A 17898-nucleotide genomic window follows, 5' to 3' on the forward strand; every position below is an offset into this window, starting at 1 on the left:
TCCAGTGCACGTCCGAGGCACGGCATAGGTCAAAGACGAAAATTCGACCAGGATCCAAGGACTTCCCAATGGCTCGCTCGCGCCGAGCGCCCCGGCGTACATCACAGCAGAATGGGATGAAATGTCCGGCGAACCAGCGGAGGCGGCTCGGGATGCGTCACAGCGCCGAAGGCGGTGAGGGGCCGATCGAGGAGCAGCCCGGGCTGCGCGACGAGGACCCGGCCGTCCCCGAGGACGAGGTCTACGAGGAGACGGCCGCCCCGGACGACGAGGTCTACGACGACATGCCCGGCCCGGACGGAAAGCCCGCCGGCCGGAGGAGGGCGGCCGACGCGGAGCCCGATGTCTTCCTCGACGTCCCGGTGCTCAAGGTGGACCAGATCGATCTGGACGTGGAGGATCTGCGCGCGCACGTCTCGCTCCAGGCCGAGGTACTGGATCTGCTGAGGCTGAACGTGGGCGCCGATGTCGCACTGGGCCGGGTGCATCTGGGCATCTCGGGGGTGGAGGCGCAGGCCCGGCTGGAAGTGCGGCTGGACAACGTGGCGATGATCATCAACCGGGTGCTCACCACGCTCGACCGCAATCCGCAGATCCTTGAGGAGCTGACCCGCGGGGTGGGGTCCGCCGTGCGGGACGTCGGGAGCGGGGCGCGGCAGGCCGTCGGCGAGCTGGGTACGGGGGCGAGCAGGGCGGTCGGTGACCTCGGCAGCGGAGCCGGTTCCGCCGTGCGGGACGTGGGCCGCGGCGCCGGCTCGGCGGTGGAGGGCGTCGGGCGGGGTGCCGGGGACGCCGTCGGAGAGGTGACCCGTGGGGTGGGGGGCACCGTGGCGGATGCGGCGAGCGGTGTGACCCGGGCGGTGGAGGACGTACCGGCCGCCGTCGAGGACGTACCGGAGGTCGCTGACGTCGCTGACGTCGCGGGGGACGTACCGGACGTCACCGACGCGCGGGATGCGGCGGGCGGTGCCGTACGCCGGACCGCGGCTCCCGGGGGGCCCCGGACGCGCGAACCCGGCGGCGAGTACCGGGACCCGACCGTGCGAAGTCGCGGTGGCACCCGTGCGCGCCGACTACGCGGCGAGGACGGGAAGGTGCCGCCCCGGCCCGTGCGTCGCCGCGCCCCCAGGGAACGGGACGAGCCGCCCTGAACGGCGGCCGGCGGCCTGGCGCCGGAAGCCGCACACCCGCCCTGGGACATCGCGTTCCGGGCGACCGTCCGCGCCGATCGTCTCCGCTTCGTGGAGGAGCCGCGAACAGCGGTCCGCTTCCCCGGTACCGGGAAGCGGACATCGACGTCCCGCAGCGAGCGCACCAACCTTCCCGGCGAAGTCGTCGCCGGGAAGGAGTACCGGGACGCCCTGATCGTCTACCGCCTCGCGACCCGGCACACCGGGCTGCCGGACGACGGGCGGGACGACGAGGACGGCGCGGGCGCGGGTACGGACAGCCGTGGAGTCACGTAGTGACGCGTCCCCGGGGCGCGTCACCGGAGCACACCGAACTCGTCGGCGTCCTCGGGCAGTAGGGCACCGTGCTTCCCGACAGCCCGCCGTCCGCTTGAGGGTTGTCCCACGGCGGGCGGAGACGGGTCGGCCCACCGGTATGGCGCGATCCTTGCGAACGATGGCGCTCGCGCCGTAGTCATCGGCGGGCGCGGCGGACCACGATGGTGGCGAACGGAAGGGAGAGCATGCATGACCCGCATAGCCATCAACGGATTCGGCCGCATCGGACGCAACGTGCTGCGCGCGCTGCTCGAACGCGACAGCGCTCTGGAGGTTGTCGCCGTCAATGACCTCACGGAGCCCGCCGTCCTGGCGCGGCTGCTCGCCTACGACACGACGGCCGGCCGGCTCGGCCGGCCCGTGAGCGCCGACGGGGACACGCTCGTCGTCGACGGCCGGCGCATCAAGGTGCTGGCCGAGCGCGAGCCGGCGCGGTTGCCGTGGGCCGAACTCGGGGTCGACATCGTCCTGGAGTCGACCGGCCGTTTCACGTCGGCCAAGGCCGCCCGCGCGCATCTGGACGCGGGCGCGAGGAAGGTGCTCGTCAGCGCGCCGTCGGACGGGGCCGATGTCACGCTCGCGTACGGGGTCAACACCGAGGCGTACGACGCGTCCCTGCACACGATCGTCTCGAACGCCTCCTGCACGACGAACGCGCTGGCGCCGCTGGCCTCGGTGCTGGACGAACTCGCGGGCATCGAGCACGGTTTCATGACGACGGTGCACGCCTACACCCAGGAGCAGAACCTCCAGGACGGTCCGCACCGCGACGCCCGCCGTGCGCGTGCCGCCGCCGTGAACATCGTGCCGACCACGACGGGGGCCGCGAAGGCGATCGGCCTGGTGCTGCCGAACCTGGACGGCAAGTTGTCGGGTGACTCGATCCGGGTGCCGGTTCCGGTGGGCTCGATCGTGGAACTCAACACCACCGTCAACCGGGAGGTGTCGCGGGACGAGGTGCTGGCGGCGTACCGTGCCGCCGCCGAGGGGCCGCTCGCCGGCGTCCTCGAATACTCGGAGGACCCGCTCGTGTCGTCCGACATCACGGGTAACCCGGCCTCGTCCATCTTCGACTCGGCCCTCACCCGCGTGGACGGCCGCCATGTCAAGGTGGTCGCCTGGTACGACAACGAGTGGGGCTTCTCCAACCGCGTGCTCGACACGCTCGACCTGCTCGCCGCGCGCTGACCTCGTCTCGAGGGCCGCGGGCCACGCCGCCCCGGACTCCCCGTGTGGGTCCGGGGCACCGCCGTGCCCGGTCAGCCGGGCCCGCAGCCCCGTCGAATCCGCCTTCACCGTCCATGAGTTGCATGACGGGCATGAGGCGCGGGTCGGCGGACTCACGCTGACCACCCTGGCGGTGGAGCACGGCATCCCGGCCTTCGCCGTACGCATCGAGGCCGGGGGCCGGTCGCTGGTCTGCTCCGGGGACACGGCACCGTGCGCGAACCTCACGCGGCTGGCCGAGGGATGCGGCGCGCTGCTGTGCGAGGCCGAGAGCAGCCAGGCCCCAACCGACGGCCCGCAGGCGCACCACACTCCCGAGGACACCGGCGACACGGCCAGGGCGGCCGGGGCGGGCCGGTTGCTCGTCACCCACGTCGGCCCGACCCTCACCCCGGGCGAAGCGGTCCGGCGCGCCTCTGCCCGATACCACGGCCCCGTCGACTACGCCGCCCCCGGCACCACCTTCTCGATCGCTTAGAGGCGCACGCGCGCCGGCCGACGGACGGGGACGTGAGACGCGGGTCTTCTCCGAGCGGTGTGGAGCACCGCCTCGCCGCCGGCCTCGGCCCCGCTCGCGCGCTCTCGCCGGCCGGCCCGGCCTCCGCTTCCGCCGTCGGTGGCGCCTTACGCCTGCCCGCCGGCCGGGGCGGCGGCCTCCAGGTCGCTGATGGTGCCCGACATGATCGTGCGCACGTGCTCGGTGATGTGCTCGGCGGGCCAGTCCCACCAGGCCACCGCCAGCAGCCGGGCGATCTCCTCGTCGGAGTAGCGGGTGCGGATGAGTCGGGCCGGGTTGCCGCCGACGATGCCGTAGTCGGGTACGTCCGCGGTGACCACGGCGCCGGAGCCGATGATCGCGCCGTGCCCGATCCGTACGCCCGGCATCACCGTCGTACCGTGGCCGAACCAGACGTCGTTGCCGACGACGGTGTCTCCTCGGTTCGGCAGGCCGGTGAGCAGGTCGAAATGGCCCGCCCAGGAGCCGCCCATGGTGGGGAACGGGAAGGTGGAAGGGCCGTCCATACGGTGGTTGGCGCCGTTCATGATGAACCGCACCCCGGTCCCCAGCGCACAGAACTTGCCGATGATCAGCTTCTCCGGTCCGTAGTGGTAGAGCACGTTGCGGGTCTCGAACGCGGTGGGGTCGTCCGGGTCGTCGTAGTACGAGTACTCGCCGACCTCGATCAACGGGGACTTCACCAACGGCTTGAGCAGTACCACGCGCGGCTGTTCGGGCATCGGGTGCAGGACGGTCGGGTCGGCGGGCACGGGCATGGCGGGTTCCTCGATGGTGGCGAAGCGATGGCCAGCGACAGCCACCGCGAGCGGATCCGTGAGACGCCGGCACCGGCGGCGCCGGTGTGAAACCAGCGCGTCCAACGGGCTGACACCGCCTGCGACATACCCCCCGCGCACTCCTGTTGATCATATGACCAATTCACATTCGCGCTTCGGAACACAGGTGACCTGGACATCACAGGAGTGGATTGCCCTTCCCGGTGAGGAGGTCGCATGGTAAGGGTCGAGCGGTTACTGGCCGACTGCATGGACGACGTACGCGCCGAGCCGCTGGACACCGTACCCCTTGTGGCGGAGGACCCAGGGTACGCGGCGGCCCGGCGAGCCTTTCTGACGGCCGGGCTGGAAGCGCTGCGCTCCCACACCCCCGAGGCCGGCTGGGTACAGGTCAACGTCGGCAGCACGCCGTCACCGCCGTACGGCCGGCTCGCCACCGCGGCCCGTGAGTTGCTCGGCACCGGACAGGCCCGCGACTTCTTCTTCATGCACAAACCCCCGGGGCTGCGCGTGCGGTTCCTCGCGGCGGAACCGTCCCGGGCACCGCACCTGCGCGCCGCGCTGCTGCGGCACCTGGCGCCGGAGCGGTCCGAGGACGCCGGGGCGCCACCCGTGGCGGGTGTGTACGAGCCGGAGACATACCTCTTCGGCGGCCCCCTCTCCATGCCCTGGGTGCACGAGCTGTTCACCGCGGACTCCCGGGCCTGGCTGGACGTGCACACCGCCGTGGCCGGTGAGCCGGCCCCGGTCGGCTGGCGGGTGTCCCTGGCCTTGCTGCACGCCGTCTTCGACGGGCTGGGCATCGTCGGCTGGGAGCACCGGGGGGTCTGGCAGGCCGTACGGGAGGAGACCGGCCGGCGGCTGCCGGGCGGCCTCGGCGAGCCGGACCTGCGCCGGGCCGCCGCCGGGATCCGCGCCTACTGGGAGCAGAGCCCCGAGGACCGGCTCCAGTCCCTGCCCAAGGCCTGGCGCGACATCCTCGGCGAACATCTGGCGGCGGTCGGGCAAGCCGCCGAGCGCTGGCACAGCCACTACTTCGCCTCCGGTGACGCCACCATCGGCCCGCGCCGGGCCGCCGCCTACCACGTGATCTTCCACTGGAACCGGGGCGCGCTCTCCACGGCCCGCCAGTGCCTGCTCACCGAGGCGCTCGCCGCCGACGGCCGGGAGGAGGCGGACTGAACATGGAACACGTACCGGCACAGACGACCCGACCGGTCGGCACGCGTGACGCGTTGCTCGGGGCCACCGCGCTGCTGCGGCTGGGCGGCATGCCCGGTGCGGCCTGGACGGCCGGCGCCGCCGAGCACCTCTTCGAGGGCGCCGCCCGGCATGCCGACATCACCGAGCGGCTCGCCGCGCAGGCCCGGGCGCTGGCCGACCGGCTGGGTGCCGAGGTCGTTCCGCACCCCTCGCTGGCGCCCACCGACCGGGGCCCCGTACTCGCCCTGCGGCGGCGGCTGCACTCGGGAGCGGCACCGGGGACGCCGGACTGCGATCTGCTGGAACGCTCGTCGGCCGTGCCCACCGATCTCGCCGGGCAGGCCCGCGCCCTGCTGCGCGGCGCCGAGGCGGCACAGGCGGCGCTGGCCCGGCTGCGGCAGGAGGTCACGGCCGAGCAGCAACGGGTCGCCGAGCAGGCGTGGCGTACGGCGTCCTCCAGCCCGGTGATGCGCGCGTTCCTGGACAGCGCCGCTCCCGCGCTCGCCGACGACATCGAACGACGGCTCGCCGCCGGCCAGTCGTGGTCCGGCAAGCAGTTGCGCAAACGCGCCGCCTACCTGTGGCGCATCGTGGGCCGGGCCGCGGTGAAGACGACGCCCCGCGGCTGGGCGGGCCAGATCGCCGCGCTCCCGGTGACCGACGGCCCGGACGACGGCTGTCTGCCGCTGCTCGTGCCCGGTACCCCCCTCGGTGCCCTCGCCGCGATCGCCGTGGAGAACGTGCACCTCCTGCGGACCGGCACCACCCCCGCCGATCTGCGCACCGCCGACCCGGCGACCCTGCTGGCGCCGACACCCCTGCACTTCGCCGAACCGTCCGCCACCGCCCCCGGCGACACCCCGGGGCAGGTGCGCTGTTACGTCGTGGACCCCCGTGAACCCGGCCGGCTCCGGCAGATCGTGCTGCGCCGCACCCGTGTGCTGGAAAGCGTCCTGGCCCTGCTCGCCGACGGTCCGCGCACGCTCGGTGAACTCGACCGCATGCTGCCGCCGCTGAGCGCCCCGCCCGACCGGCCGCCCGTGGCCCCCGCGGTACTGCGCGGGTTCCTCCAGCACCTGCACGGGCTGGGCGTCGTACAGATCTGCCGGGCACCCCGGCAGCACTGCTCCGGCTGGGTGCCGGCCGAGACGGTCGGCGCCACCGGCGCACTGCCGCCGACGCCCGCGAGGGGCGGGACGGACGCCTGGTTCCTCGACTCCTACCGCCGGCTCGGCGCCGGCGTCGCCGTGCCCGCGGCAGCCGCCGCACGCGTCCGGCGCGGGCTGCGGATCGCGGCCCGGATCACCGCCCTCCGGGCGGCCGACCGGCCCGCGGAGCCGCCGGAGCGGCAGCCCTGGTTCGCCGGGCTGACCGAACAGGCGCGCCCGATCAGCGAGATCCTCGCCGACCGGCTGAGCGCCGACGAACCGCCGCCCGCCGCCCGCCGTTACACCGGCTGGCCCTCCGCCCGCGACCCCGGCGGCGGCTACGCCCGGCTGCTGGACCACCTGGACGCGGCCGCCCGCTCCGGCACGACGTGTGGGGATATCGACGACGCGCTGCTGGACGAACTCGGCGCGCCGCCCGGCGATGTCGCGCTGCCGCCCTGGCCGGTCGACTGTCTGCTGCGCCCGCTGGCGCCGTCCCCCGACGGCGGTCCGGTCGCCGTGCTGGAGACCGCCTCGGCCGCCGGGGTGCTCGACGCCCGGTTCGCCGACGGGCTGCGCACCCTGCACGGCGGCTACGGCAACAACGACGCCTATCGCGCCTTCCTCGCCGGCGTCGAGGAGCGCACCGGGGTCCGCTTCGTCGACCTGCTGGTGCCGCCGCTCGCCGAGCGGTCCGCCAACGCCGTGCGCCGTCCGGTGACGACCCGCTGGTGGACCGGCGACCCGGACCCCACGCCGTACTACGGCTCGCCCGGCGGGCACGCCCGTTACCTCCCGCTGGACCGCATCAGCCTGCGGCGCGCGCACGGCCGGATCGTCGCCGAGGCGGACGGGCGGCGCATCATCCCCGTGTACCAGGCCACCCGCTCCCCCGTCCCGCCCTACGACACCCTGGTGCGCCTGCTGCTCGCGGCGAGCCATCCGGCCGCCTCCTATCTGGTGCGGCTGGACGCGCTGGACGCGGCGCTGCCCGACCGGGACCGGCTGCCGCGGCTGACCGCGGGCGGCGACCTGGTCCTCACCCCGGCCACCTGGCGGATCGACCGCGGGCGGCTGTGGGAGCCGGGCGACGACCTGCTCACCAAGGTCCGTGTCCTCGCCTTGCTGCGCCGGTCGGCCGGCCTGCCCCGGCACGCGTTCGTGCGGACGGCGCCCGGCGCGAAACCGGTCCCGGTGGACCTCGCCTCGCTGACGGCCCTCCAGCTGATCGAGCGGCTGTGCGCCCGGGAGGCGGGCACCGCGCTGCTGGTGGAGGAGACGCTGCCGGCTCCCGAAGACCTTCTGCTGCGTGACCCGCTGCACGGCGGCGCCAGAGTCGCCGCCCAGCTCCTGCTCCGGCTCCCCCACGACCAGGGCGCCGGCCGGCTCGCCGAGGCCGCCGCCGACGCACTGGTCCACGACGGCCGGCACGACGTCCCCGGCCCGCCCGCCAGGCGGCCCGCCGGGGCGGCCAACACCCGATGAGTGAACAGTGAAAGGGGAAGTCCCATGCCCGCACACGAGATCACCGAACTCGACACGCTGATCAGCGACCTGGAGGAGCGGATCACCGACGAGGACCTGCCGACGGCGTCCGCGTACACCGACGGTTGCAGCGGCCTGTGCACGATCGTCGTCTGTGCCACGGTCGTCATCTGCGGATGACGACCCCCCTGGAGCCGCCCGCCCGTGCGGGCGGCTCCGCCCCGCCGCCACGACGACGTTGGGAGGACGATGCCGCACGACACGGCAGCACCGGTCGCCCCGCCGGACGAGGACGTCCACGGCCTCGCCGTCCGCTACCTGCTGGAGTGGGCCGAGACGCCCGAGCGGGGCGGACACCGCTGCGACCCCGGGATCCCGGTGCTGGCCCGGCTGGTCGCGGACGAGCGGGCGGCGCCGGCCGCCGTGGCCGTGTGGTCCCGCACGGCCGGGCGCGGGCCGTCCCACCCCGCCCTGTACGACGGGGGTCTGGCCGGCACGCTCGTCGGGCTGCGCCTGGGCGCCCGGGTGCTGCCCGGGCTGCGGCCCGCGGCGGACCGGCTCGACGCCCACCTCGCCGGGCGCCCGCTCGGGTACCGCGTCCGCGAGGTCGCGTTTCGCGACTACGACCTGATCTCCGGCCCCTCGGGCCTGCTGCTCGCCCTGTGCGCGACGGAACCGGCGCGGCCCGTGCCGCGACCGCTCGCCGCGCACCTGGCGCTGCTGTGCGACGAGGAGGAGCTGGGGCGGCTGCGCGCCGGACAGTACACGGACCATCCTCTGCTGGCCTGGATGCAGGGCCGCGTCAACACCGGCATGGGACACGGCGTCGCCGGACTCGTCACCGCGCTCACCGCGGCACTGCGCCGCACCGGCCCGGAACCGGACCTCGCCGACGACCTCGCCGGGGCGCTCCGCCGGGCCACCCGCTGGCTGGTCCGCCAGGCGTACGACGACGAGCGGGGCATCCGCACCTGGCCCGGCGCCGGACTCGCGCACCCGCCTCCCCCCGAGGCCAACCCCCGCCAGGCGTGGTGTTACGGCACGCCGGGGGTCGCCTGGGCCCTGTGGGACGCCGCCGACGCCCTCGGGGACAAGGACGCCGCCGGCTGGGCCGCGACGGCCTTCACCACGCTCGCCGAGCACTACGACGAGTCGTTCCACCTCTTCGGCGACACCCCCGGTGACCGGCTCGGGCTGTGCCACGGGGCCGCGGGCGTGCTGGCGGTCGCCGACGCCTTCGACCGCCACGTCCGGCTGCCGGCGGCGAGCGCGCTGAAGGACCGGCTCGTCGGTCATGTGACGGCCCGGCTGGCCGCTCCGCCGCTCGCCGAGTGGCCCGCGGACCTCCTCACCGGCCTGCCGGGGGTGCTGGCCGCGCTGCTGACCGCCGTCCACGGGGCGCCCCGCGACTGGCTGCCCTGTCTGGGACTGCGCTGACACCTCCCGCCGCTGCCGAAGACGACCAGGTTGCCTTGCCCGCGCCCCCCTGGAGCCGCGGAGCAGTCCACCCCGCGGGGCCTCGCCGTCCTCGTCACACGCGCGGACCGGTACTGCGTCGGCGGCGGACGTGGGCCGGGGCGGCCGGGCAGGGGCCTGGCTCGCCTTTCGGAACGGGCCGGGTGCGGGAAGCGACCGTCTCTTCGGGGCGAGGCTCCCGCCACCCGGCGGGGGTGGTCCGGCCATCTGCCGGATGGTTCGACCGCGCGTCCTGCCTGGAGGGTGGTGACTGACGGGCACCCCCTGCTCGGGCGGGCACTCCCCTGCTCACCGGGCCGGTGAGGTGCCGCTCCATGCGGAGAAGGAGGTCGGATGGTGACCGTGCGACTGACGATGCTGTGCGCGACCGCCACACCGGGCGGCCCTGACCGGGTCTTCGGGAACGAGGGCGCGGTCACCGCCCTGCGGGCGGCCCTGCCGCCGTACGCGCGGGCCGTCCGGGCGCCCTCGGCCCGCTGTGCGCGGATCGCCGAGGCACTGGCGGTCGAGGCCACGCCGGAGGACTCCCTGCGGGACCTGGACTACGGCGCGTGGGACGGCCGCCCGCTCCAGGACATCGTCGCCGAGGACCCGCACGGCCTGTCCGCGTGGCTGACGAATCCCGAGGCCGCACCGCACGGCGGCGAGTCGGTCGCCCGGCTCTGCGACCGCACGGCGGCCTGGCTGGCGGCGCTGCCCGATGGCGCGGGACAGCTGCTCGCGATCACCGAGGCCGCCGTCATCCGGGCCTCGCTGGTCCATGCCCTGGCCGTGCCCGCCCGCGCCTTCTGGCAGCTGCGGGTGCCGCCGCTGTCGACGGTGACCCTGACCATGCGCGACGGTCACTGGACGGCCCGGCTCGCGCCGCCCGCGACACCCCGGCGGCTGCCGACGGCGGCCGGGGAGACCGTCCCCGTCGCCGTACTCACCCTGCCGGCCGGCCGGGACCGGCTGTGCCTCGCCGGCCGGGCCGTGACCTGACCACCGGGCGGCCACCCCGGCGGGAGACGGGACGGCGGCCCCGCCCCGGTACGGGCCCGGGGACGCGCCGGTACGGCCCCGGGGACGCGTAGACCGCGCGGGACTCCCCCGGCGGCGCGGTCGCGCCCGGCGTGGTACGAATCGGACACAGTACTCCCACAGAGGCTGGAGCACACGTGATCCGGGTACTGGTGGTCGACGACGAAGCCCTCATCCGCACGGGCTTCCAGCGCATCCTGGACGCAGCCGACGGTATCGAGGTCGTCGGGGCGGTCTCCGGCGGTCAGGCCCTGCGGACGGTGCGGGAGACGCGCCCCGATGTCGTCCTGCTGGACATCCGGATGCCGGACGTGGACGGGCTGACCGTGCTGAGCGACATCCGGCGGCTGCCGGAGCCTCCGGTGGTGGCCATGCTGACCACGTTCGACATGGACGAGTACGTGGAGACGGCGCTGCGCTCGGGCGCCGCCGGCTTCCTGCTGAAGGACACCGATCCCGAGGCGCTGCCGCCGGCGGTGCAGAGCCTGGCCCGCGGTGGCACGGTGCTGTCGCCCAAGGTCACGCGCACGGTGGTGGACGGCTATCTGAACGCGGGAGCGCAGGAGCGCCCGGCGAAGGCTCTGGAGCGGCTGACCGAGCGGGAGCGTGAGGTCCTCGTGCTGATCGCCGAAGGGCTGTCGAACACCGACATCGCGGCCCGGCTGCACCTGAGCACCGGCACCGTGAAGGACCATGTCAGCGCGATCCTGACCAAGCTGGAGGTCAGCGGCCGGGTCCAGGCCGCCCTCCTCGCCCAGCAGGCCGGACTCCTCGCGGAGGGCACGGGATGACCCGCCGGCCGTCGCCGCTGCTCCTGGACGGCGTGGCCGTGGCCATGGCGCTCCTCGACGTGTGGGCGCACTGGGACATCGACGAGCCGTTGCGGATGGCCTGCGCGCTGGCCGCCGCGGTCGCCCTGCTGCTGCGCCGGCCGCAACCGCTGCTCACCTTCCTGCTCACGCTGCCCGCCGTCCTGCTGTCCGACTCGGTGTTCGCCTGCCTGGCCGCGCTGTACACGCTCGCCTCGCTCAGCCGTCCCCGGGGGCTGCTGGTGGTGTGCGCCCTGGCGTTCGCGGTCAGCGACACGACGTCGCTGCCGTCGCCGGAGCTGGATCTGACGGGTACCCCGACGCTGATCGCGCTCGGTTACAGCGCCGCCACGGCGGCGGCGGCCGTCTTCCTGGGGCAGCTGGTGTGCACCCGTCGCGATCTGTCGCTGAGACTGGCCGAGATCTCGGAGGCGCGCGACCACCAGCAGTTGCTGACCGCCCAGGCCGTTCTCGCCAAGGAGCGCGCGCAGCTGGCGCGGGAGATGCACGATGTCGTCTCCCATCAGGTCAGTCTGATCGCCGTACGTGCCGGGGCGCTGCAAGTCGGTGCCGGCGACCCGGAGACCAGGCAGGCCGCGGCGACGATCCGGCGGCTGAGCGTGCAGACGCTGGACGAACTGCGCCACATGGTCGGTGTGCTGCGTGCCTCCAGCGGTCACCCCACGGAGCTCACCCCGCAGCCGGCGCTCAGCGACATCCAGCGGCTGGCCGACAACTGCGGCATCAGGACCGAGTTGCGCATGGCCCTGCCCGAGGGTCTTCCGCCGACCGTCCAGCGCGCGGTCTACCGCACGGTCCAGGAGGCGTTGACCAACACCCGCAAGCACGCTCCGGGGGCCACCGCGCACATCGACCTCAGCCATGCCGACGGCTCGGTCCGGGTCCGGGTCACCAACACGGCGCCGACCCAGCCGCCGCTGCCCCTGCCCGGGGCGCACCACGGTCTGCTCGGTCTGCGCCAGCGCGCCGAACTCCTCGGCGGCACCATGACCTCGGGTCCCACCGGTGACGGCGGCTATGAACTGTGCGTCGTACTGCCGGCCGAGGACACGAGGTGAGCGCACCCGTCGGAGGCATTCATGTCGCGGCGACGAGTGTGTTGTCGCCGGTGCGGCCGGCCAGGTAGTCCTCGACGTTGGACACGGTGGTGCGGACGATCTGACCGACGGCGTCCTCGGTGAAGTACGCCTGGTGCGAGGTGAGCAGGACGTTGTTGAAGGTCATCAGCCGGGCCAGGCGTTCGTCGGTCATCACCTCCAGCGACTTGTCCAGGAAGAAGACACCGGCCTCCTCCTCGTACACGTCGAGGCCGACGCCGGTCAGCCGTCCGGCGCGCAGCGTCGCCAGCAGGGCGTCGGTGTCCACCAGGCCGCCGCGGCTGGAGTTGACCAGGATCGCGTCGTCCTTCATCAGGCCGAGCGTGCCGGGGTCGACGAGGTGATGGGTCTCCGGGAGCAGCGGCACGTGCAGGCTGACCAGGTCGGCCTCGGCGAAGAGCCGCTCGCGTGGCACGTACTCCATGCCGAGGGCGAGGCAGTCGGGGTTCTCCGTGATGTCCCAGCCCAGCAGCCGCATCCCGAATCCGTGGGCGATCGCGGCGAACGCGGTCCCGATCTTTCCGGTGCCCACCACGCCGGCCGTCCGGCCGCGCAGGTCGCGGCCCATCAGGCCGTCGAGCCGGAAGTCGAACTCGCGGGTGCGGTGCGCGGCGCGGACGATCCGGCGGTTGACCGCCAGGGCCAGGGTCCAGGCGAACTCGGCCACCGAGTACGGCGAGTAGGACGAGACGCGGGCGACCGTGACGCCGAGTTCCCGGGCGGCGGCGAGGTCGATGTTGTTGTGGCCGGTGGACCGCTGGGCGATCATCCGGGTGCCGCCCGCGGCCAGGGTGCGCAGCACGCCGGCGTCCAGGGTGTCGTTGACGCTGCTGAGTACGATCTCGTGGCCGGTGGCCGTCGGGACGGTGTCCCGGTCCAGGAACAGTCCCAGGCAGCGCAGCTCGTGCCGCCCGTCGAACGCCTTGTCGAACGCGGCCTTGAGCAGGGGTTCCTCGTCGGAGAGAACGCCGTACGCAACGATCTCCACGTGCACTCCTCCCGTCGATCCCCCCACCGTAGGCCGCGACGCCCCGGGTCGGGCTCCAGCGGCGCGCGCCTGGCGTCCGGGTGGCCCAAGGCACCGCTTGGGCTCCCGCTCGGGGAGGCCGCGCGAAGCGCCGTGGCTGATTCCGCCGGCCCCTCTGCCGGGCCGGCCTCGGCGGAGCCGGTGCGTCGTCCCCAGGGCCAAGGGCCCACCTCAGGTACCGCTCGGCTGGGTCATCTTGCGGCCCGCGGTGCTTCCGCCGTCCACGGTGACCGACGCGCCCGTCATATACGGGAAGTCGTCGGACGCGAGCCCGAGCACCGCGCGCGCGATCTCTTCCGCGTCGGCCATCCGTTCGAGACCGTCGACGTTGAGCGGCCCCCATGCCTGCTTGTACAGGGCCCAATCCGCGTCCGGGATTCCCGGCGGGCGGACGAAGGGGGTGTCGGTGGTACCGGGCAGCAGGGCGTTGATCCTGATTCCCCTGGGCCCGTAAGCGAGCGCCGCGGACTTCACCATGCCCTGTACCGCCCGCTTGCTCGCGGTGTAGGCGGCGCCGTTCGGCCGCGCCTGTTCGGCCGCCGACGACGAGGTACAGATGATGACGCCGCGCTGTGCCCTGAGCATGTGCGGGATCTCGTACTTGATCGCGAGGAACACGCCTCGGGCGTTGGTGGCCTGGACGTCATCCCATTCCTCGACGCTCATCTCATGGGGAAGTTTGCCGCCGCCGATGCCGGCATTGTTGAAGGCCACGTCGATGCCGCCGTAGCGGCTCGCGACCCGGTCCACGAAGCTCTGCACCTGGGCGGCCATCCGGACATCGGCCTGGATGTACGTGGCTTCGCCGCCCGAGGCCCGGATCTCCCGTTCCACCTGGCGCCCCAACGCCGCTCGCCTCCCGCAGAATCCGACATGGGCGCCCTCCGCGGCGAACGCCATCGCCGCCGCCCTGCCGATACCCGACGTGGCGCCCGTGATGAGCACCGACTTCCCCTGGAAACGGCCGGCCTGGCTCCGGGGCCCGGACTGGGCGCCGACCGCGTGGGCGGTGGTGCCGAAGGCCGCGCCGGCCAGGCCCAGGGCGGCAGCACCACCGAGGAGGGTCCGCCGCCCCGTGACCGCGGAACCCGCACTCGTGCCGGTACTCGTGTTCGTGCTCGCATGCGTATCCATGACGAGCACAGTGGCAGTTCGCCCCGGGCACACGACTCCCTCCTCGGGCCGTACCTCACGGCCGGTCGGAGGAGTCGCCCTCCTCCCATGGCAGGACCCCAGGAGCCGGACGTCCGCCTATCGTGGGCCGGGTGAACCGATCATGGATCGAGCTGGCGTTCGACAGCAGATTCGCCGTCATACGCGCCTGCGCACTCGCCGGCGCACTGATCGGCGACGTACTGCTGTTGCAGCGGCCGTCCGGAGCACAGGACTGGAGCCTTGCCGCAGCCGGACTCGTGCTCTGCCTGGCCGTCGGCAAGTGGGCGTTCGGCGCGCTCCTGGCGCAGTCGGTGCTGCTCGTCGTCGCCCACGCGCTGGGCACGAGCACCGTTTCGGCGGTGAAGGTGCTGGCCGCCGTGACCCTCTTCGAGCTGGCCATGCGGCAGCCCGGGCGCCGCCTGGCCGCCGCGGCGACGGCACTGGCGCTCGCCGTCGCCGTGAACCGTCTCGGCGACCTGCCCGGCGAGCTTCCTGCGGTGCTCTACAAGATGGGCGTTGTCGCCGGTCTGCCCCTGCTCCTGGGCGCGTACGTACGCGTGACCCGCGACGCCGCGCTGCATGCCCGTCGGCACGCGGAACAGCAGCGACTTCGCGCCGAACAACGGTTGCTGGCCGCCCGCACGGCGGAACGCACCACCATCGCGCGCGAGTTGCACGACCTCGTGGCCCACCACGTCTCCTCCATGGTGCTGCGCGTCGGTGTCGCCCGGCATGTCTTCGCCGCCACCAGCACCACCGACCCGCGGATCACCGAAGTCCTCGACGACCTGCACTCCAGTGCCGGCGCGGCACTGACTGATCTGCGGCGCCTGGTGGCTGTACTGCGCACCCCGGACGGTGCCGGTCCCGGCACCGGTTCCCTGGTCTTGCCCGGGGCGCTGCCCGCGGCGCTGGAGTCGGTGGTGGACCACAGCCGCCAGTCCGGCCTGGCCGTAACCGCTTCCGTGGATCCCCGTGTCGCGCGGCTCGACGCAGTACGTGGCCTCGCGGTCCTCCGCCTGGCGCAGGAAGGCCTGGCCAACGCGGCCCGGCACGGCGGACCCGGGACACACGCGGAGCTGACCGTGCGGTTGGCCGATGACGCCGTACAGGTGACGATCCGCGACGACGGGGCCGGAAGAATGAGGCCACCGGTCCCGGGCCCGTCCGGACACGGCTTGATCGGCATGCGTGAACGCGTGGACCTGCTCGGTGGCCGGCTGGATGCGGGCCCTGCTCCTCGGGGCTGGCGGCTCACGGCCGAACTGCCCGCCATCGCGACCGGCGTGGAGCCGCTGCTGTGATCCGGCTCCTCGTCGTCGACGACCAGCAGTTGGTCCGCATGGGACTGCGCATGCTCTTCGAGCAGGCCCGGGACATCGAGATCCAGGGCGAGGCGGACAACGGAGCGGAGGCGGTACGACTGGCTGAACGCCTCATTCCCGACGTTGTCCTCATGGACCTGAGAATGCCCGGAATGGACGGCATCACGGCCACCCGCCGCATCCTCGCCGCACGCCCGGCCACCCGCGTCGTGGCCCTCACCACTTTCGACGACGATGACCATCTCTACCCGGTGCTCGTGGCTGGAGCCTGCGGTTTCCTCGTCAAGGACACCCCACCGACCGAACTGCTGGACGCCGTACGCCGGGCCGCCAACGGAGAAACCCCCTTCAGCCGGAATGTTCTCGACCGCCTCGTCGCCCAGGCTCTCCGCGCCCGTTCCTCCTCCGGCACCCCCATGGCCCTCCCGGTACCGGCCATCACCCCGCGTGAGCGGGAGGTACTCGGCCTGCTCGGCGCGGGCCTGTCCAACAAGGAGATCGCCGACCGGCTGCATCTCGGGGTCACCACGGTGAAGACGCACGTGGCGAACCTGATGGCGAAGACGGGCCGGGACAACCGCATCCGGCTCGCCGTTCTCGCCGTCCTCGCCGGCATCACCCCGGACCGGCCCACCCCTGCGCCGGCGCCACAAGAGCCGCCACGCTGAGCCGGCACATCCCGGGTTCACCCCGTTGCCCCGGCCCGGCAAATCGGTCGCGCGCAGCCTTGGGGAGAGAAGTCGATGCGATCTACGGTCTCCACCAGAACTCGGGCAGCCCGTCGGCACTCGTCGTGAAAGACCGTTCCCCGCGATGTGCCGCCCCTGCCCGCCCAGCGGGTCCGGCGCCGGAACGCTCAGGTGGTGTGCACGAGCTGGATGAGGTTCCCGCAGGTGTCGTCCAGGACCGCCGTGGTCACGGTGCCCGTCTCCAGCGGCTCCTGGGTGAACCGCACGCCCAGCCGGCGCAGCCGGTCGAACTCGGCCGGTACGTCGTCCACGGCGAACGAGGCGGCCGGGATGCCGTCCCGGACCAGCGCGGTCTTGTACGGCTGCACCGCCGGATGGCCGGAGGGCTCCAGCAGGAGTTCGGTCCCGTGCGGGTCTTCCGGCGAGACCACGGTCAGCCAGCGGTCCTCGCCCAGCGGAACGTCGTGCTTCTTCACGAAGCCCAGCACCTCGGTGTAGAAGCGCAGGGCCTTCTCCTGGTCGTCGACGAAGACGTTGGTCAGGTGGATTCTCATGGAGCTCTCTCCGGTGCGGCGACGTGGCCTTGAGCCCATCGTCCCCCTTGAACGCGGGGCACGCAGCGGCGCCCCCCGCGCGCCGGGTCCTCACCCGGTCGGAGCCGCGAGAAAAACGGACGCTGCTCCGGCTCTGGGAGCCGGAGCCGGGCTGCTGGTCGGTACGGCGGCGCGCGGACAGCGGGCACGCGGCGACGACCGCCTTTCGCACCACCCCGCCCGCTCCGGAGGCTCGTGGCCGGAACACGGCAGACGGGGGCCGAAAGGCCCCGGGGGTGGGCCGGGCGGCCCGTGGTGGCGGGGCCGTAGGCGGCCCAGGCTGGGGGCAGACCATACGAAGGGAGCCGGTGTGATGACCTCCGCCACCACCATGAACGCGGCACTCCCCGCCGAGTACCGTGAGCGGCTGCTGCGGATAGCCAGTGAGGTGTCCTTCGAGGCGGGGACCCGGCTGTTCGAGGAGGGCCGGCGTGCCGACCGGCTGTGGATCGTCCGCACCGGCACGGTCGCCCTCGACCTCCGCGTGCCCGGCCGGCGACCCGCCGTCGTCGCCTCGCTGGGGCACGGCCAGTTGGTCGGCTGGTCCTGGTACCACCCGCCGTACCTGTGGCATCTGGGCGCCGAGGCGGTCAGTCCGGTGCGCGCGTGGGAGTTCGACGGCGGCACGGTCCGGGCCATGTGCGCCGAGGACCCGGAGTTCGGCCGCGCGATCGCGGGCTGGGTGGGCCGGGTGCTCGTCGAGCGGCTGCTCGCCTCCCGTGCCCGGCTGCTCGACCTGTACGCCCCCTACGGCGGCGGCAGCCTGGTCTGACCACGGGGCAGCCGTGCGCAGGGTGCTCACTCCCCGTGCTCGCCGCG

General features: G+C 73.6%; 17 protein-coding genes and 1 pseudogene. 14 read left to right on the plus strand and 4 right to left on the minus strand.

The window, feature by feature from the left end:
• Positions 1-152 precede the first annotated feature (152 nt).
• The 4 genes and pseudogenes from ABD350_RS12765 to ABD350_RS12780 form a co-directional block, all read left to right on the plus strand.
• Entirely contained in the window at positions 153-1151 is a 999-nt protein-coding gene (locus tag ABD350_RS12765) for a TrbL/VirB6 family protein (RefSeq protein WP_382466628.1), read from the plus strand.
• A gap of 90 nt (positions 1152-1241) precedes the next feature.
• On the plus strand, positions 1242-1466 hold the full coding sequence (locus tag ABD350_RS12770) for a hypothetical protein (RefSeq protein WP_344348068.1): 225 nt from the start codon (positions 1242-1244) through the stop codon (positions 1464-1466).
• 231 nt (positions 1467-1697) lie between these two features.
• On the plus strand, positions 1698-2696 hold the full coding sequence (gene gap, locus ABD350_RS12775) for a type I glyceraldehyde-3-phosphate dehydrogenase (RefSeq protein WP_344348069.1): 999 nt from the start codon (positions 1698-1700) through the stop codon (positions 2694-2696).
• A gap of 82 nt (positions 2697-2778) precedes the next feature.
• Positions 2779-3213 (plus strand): annotated as a pseudogene (locus ABD350_RS12780) (MBL fold metallo-hydrolase); the annotation flags it as partial.
• Between the two features lie 146 nt (positions 3214-3359).
• On the opposite strand, the gene ABD350_RS12785 reads toward ABD350_RS12780, so the two are convergent.
• Entirely contained in the window at positions 3360-4010 is a 651-nt protein-coding gene (locus ABD350_RS12785) for a CatB-related O-acetyltransferase (RefSeq protein ID WP_344348270.1), read from the minus strand.
• A 237-nt stretch (positions 4011-4247) separates the two neighbouring features.
• On the opposite strand from ABD350_RS12785, the gene ABD350_RS12790 reads away from it, so the two are divergent.
• The 7 genes from ABD350_RS12790 (at position 4248) to ABD350_RS12820 (ending at position 12251) form a co-directional block, all read left to right on the plus strand.
• A complete protein-coding gene (locus tag ABD350_RS12790) occupies positions 4248-5213 on the plus strand; it encodes a thiopeptide-type bacteriocin biosynthesis protein (protein ID WP_344348071.1) in 966 nt (321 codons plus the stop codon).
• A 2-nt stretch (positions 5214-5215) separates the two neighbouring features.
• The gene (locus ABD350_RS12795) at positions 5216-7867 is read left to right on the plus strand and encodes a lantibiotic dehydratase family protein (RefSeq protein WP_344348073.1); all 2652 of its coding nucleotides are present in this window, start codon (positions 5216-5218) and stop codon (positions 7865-7867) included.
• A gap of 24 nt (positions 7868-7891) precedes the next feature.
• Positions 7892-8047 (plus strand): hypothetical protein, encoded by a 156-nt coding sequence (locus tag ABD350_RS12800; protein WP_344348074.1) that lies wholly within the window; start codon positions 7892-7894, stop codon positions 8045-8047.
• Positions 8048-8116: 69 nt separating this feature from the next.
• Positions 8117-9304 (plus strand): lanthionine synthetase LanC family protein, encoded by a 1188-nt coding sequence (locus tag ABD350_RS12805; protein ID WP_344348075.1) that lies wholly within the window; start codon positions 8117-8119, stop codon positions 9302-9304.
• 372 nt (positions 9305-9676) lie between these two features.
• A complete protein-coding gene (locus ABD350_RS12810) occupies positions 9677-10324 on the plus strand; it encodes a histidine phosphatase family protein (RefSeq protein ID WP_344348077.1) in 648 nt (215 codons plus the stop codon).
• A gap of 176 nt (positions 10325-10500) precedes the next feature.
• Complete coding sequence (locus ABD350_RS12815; RefSeq protein ID WP_344348079.1) at positions 10501-11154, plus strand: response regulator; 654 nt, start codon at positions 10501-10503, stop codon at positions 11152-11154.
• A complete protein-coding gene (locus ABD350_RS12820) occupies positions 11151-12251 on the plus strand; it encodes a sensor histidine kinase (RefSeq protein ID WP_344348081.1) in 1101 nt (366 codons plus the stop codon). Before ABD350_RS12815 ends, ABD350_RS12820 begins: the two co-directional genes overlap by 4 nt.
• 19 nt (positions 12252-12270) lie before the next feature.
• Here the strand turns inward: ABD350_RS12820 and ABD350_RS12825 are convergent, their stop codons facing one another.
• Both ABD350_RS12825 and ABD350_RS12830 read right to left on the minus strand, forming a co-directional pair.
• Positions 12271-13278, minus strand: a complete 1008-nt coding sequence (locus ABD350_RS12825; protein WP_344348083.1) for a 2-hydroxyacid dehydrogenase — start codon at positions 13276-13278, stop codon at positions 12271-12273.
• 210 nt (positions 13279-13488) lie between these two features.
• Positions 13489-14262 carry an SDR family NAD(P)-dependent oxidoreductase gene (locus ABD350_RS12830; protein WP_344348084.1) on the minus strand — a complete coding sequence of 258 codons (774 nt, stop codon included), beginning with the start codon at positions 14260-14262 and terminating at the stop codon, positions 13489-13491.
• 320 nt (positions 14263-14582) lie between these two features.
• Between ABD350_RS12830 and ABD350_RS12835 the strand changes: the two genes are divergently transcribed.
• Both ABD350_RS12835 and ABD350_RS12840 read left to right on the plus strand, forming a co-directional pair.
• A complete protein-coding gene (locus ABD350_RS12835; protein WP_344348085.1) occupies positions 14583-15776 on the plus strand; it encodes a sensor histidine kinase in 1194 nt (397 codons plus the stop codon).
• Positions 15773-16465 carry a response regulator gene (locus ABD350_RS12840; protein ID WP_344348086.1) on the plus strand — a complete coding sequence of 231 codons (693 nt, stop codon included), beginning with the start codon at positions 15773-15775 and terminating at the stop codon, positions 16463-16465. Before ABD350_RS12835 ends, ABD350_RS12840 begins: the two co-directional genes overlap by 4 nt.
• A 188-nt stretch (positions 16466-16653) precedes the next feature.
• Here the strand turns inward: ABD350_RS12840 and ABD350_RS12845 are convergent, their stop codons facing one another.
• Positions 16654-17040, minus strand: a complete 387-nt coding sequence (locus tag ABD350_RS12845; protein WP_344348087.1) for a VOC family protein — start codon at positions 17038-17040, stop codon at positions 16654-16656.
• A gap of 352 nt (positions 17041-17392) precedes the next feature.
• On the opposite strand from ABD350_RS12845, the gene ABD350_RS12850 reads away from it, so the two are divergent.
• Positions 17393-17851, plus strand: coding sequence for a Crp/Fnr family transcriptional regulator (locus ABD350_RS12850; protein WP_344348088.1), 459 nt, complete (start codon positions 17393-17395; stop codon positions 17849-17851).
• Positions 17852-17898 lie beyond the last annotated feature (47 nt).

Source organism: Streptomyces nogalater (assembly GCF_039532885.1).
GTDB classification, from domain to species: Bacteria; Actinomycetota; Actinomycetes; order Streptomycetales; family Streptomycetaceae; genus Streptomyces; species Streptomyces nogalater.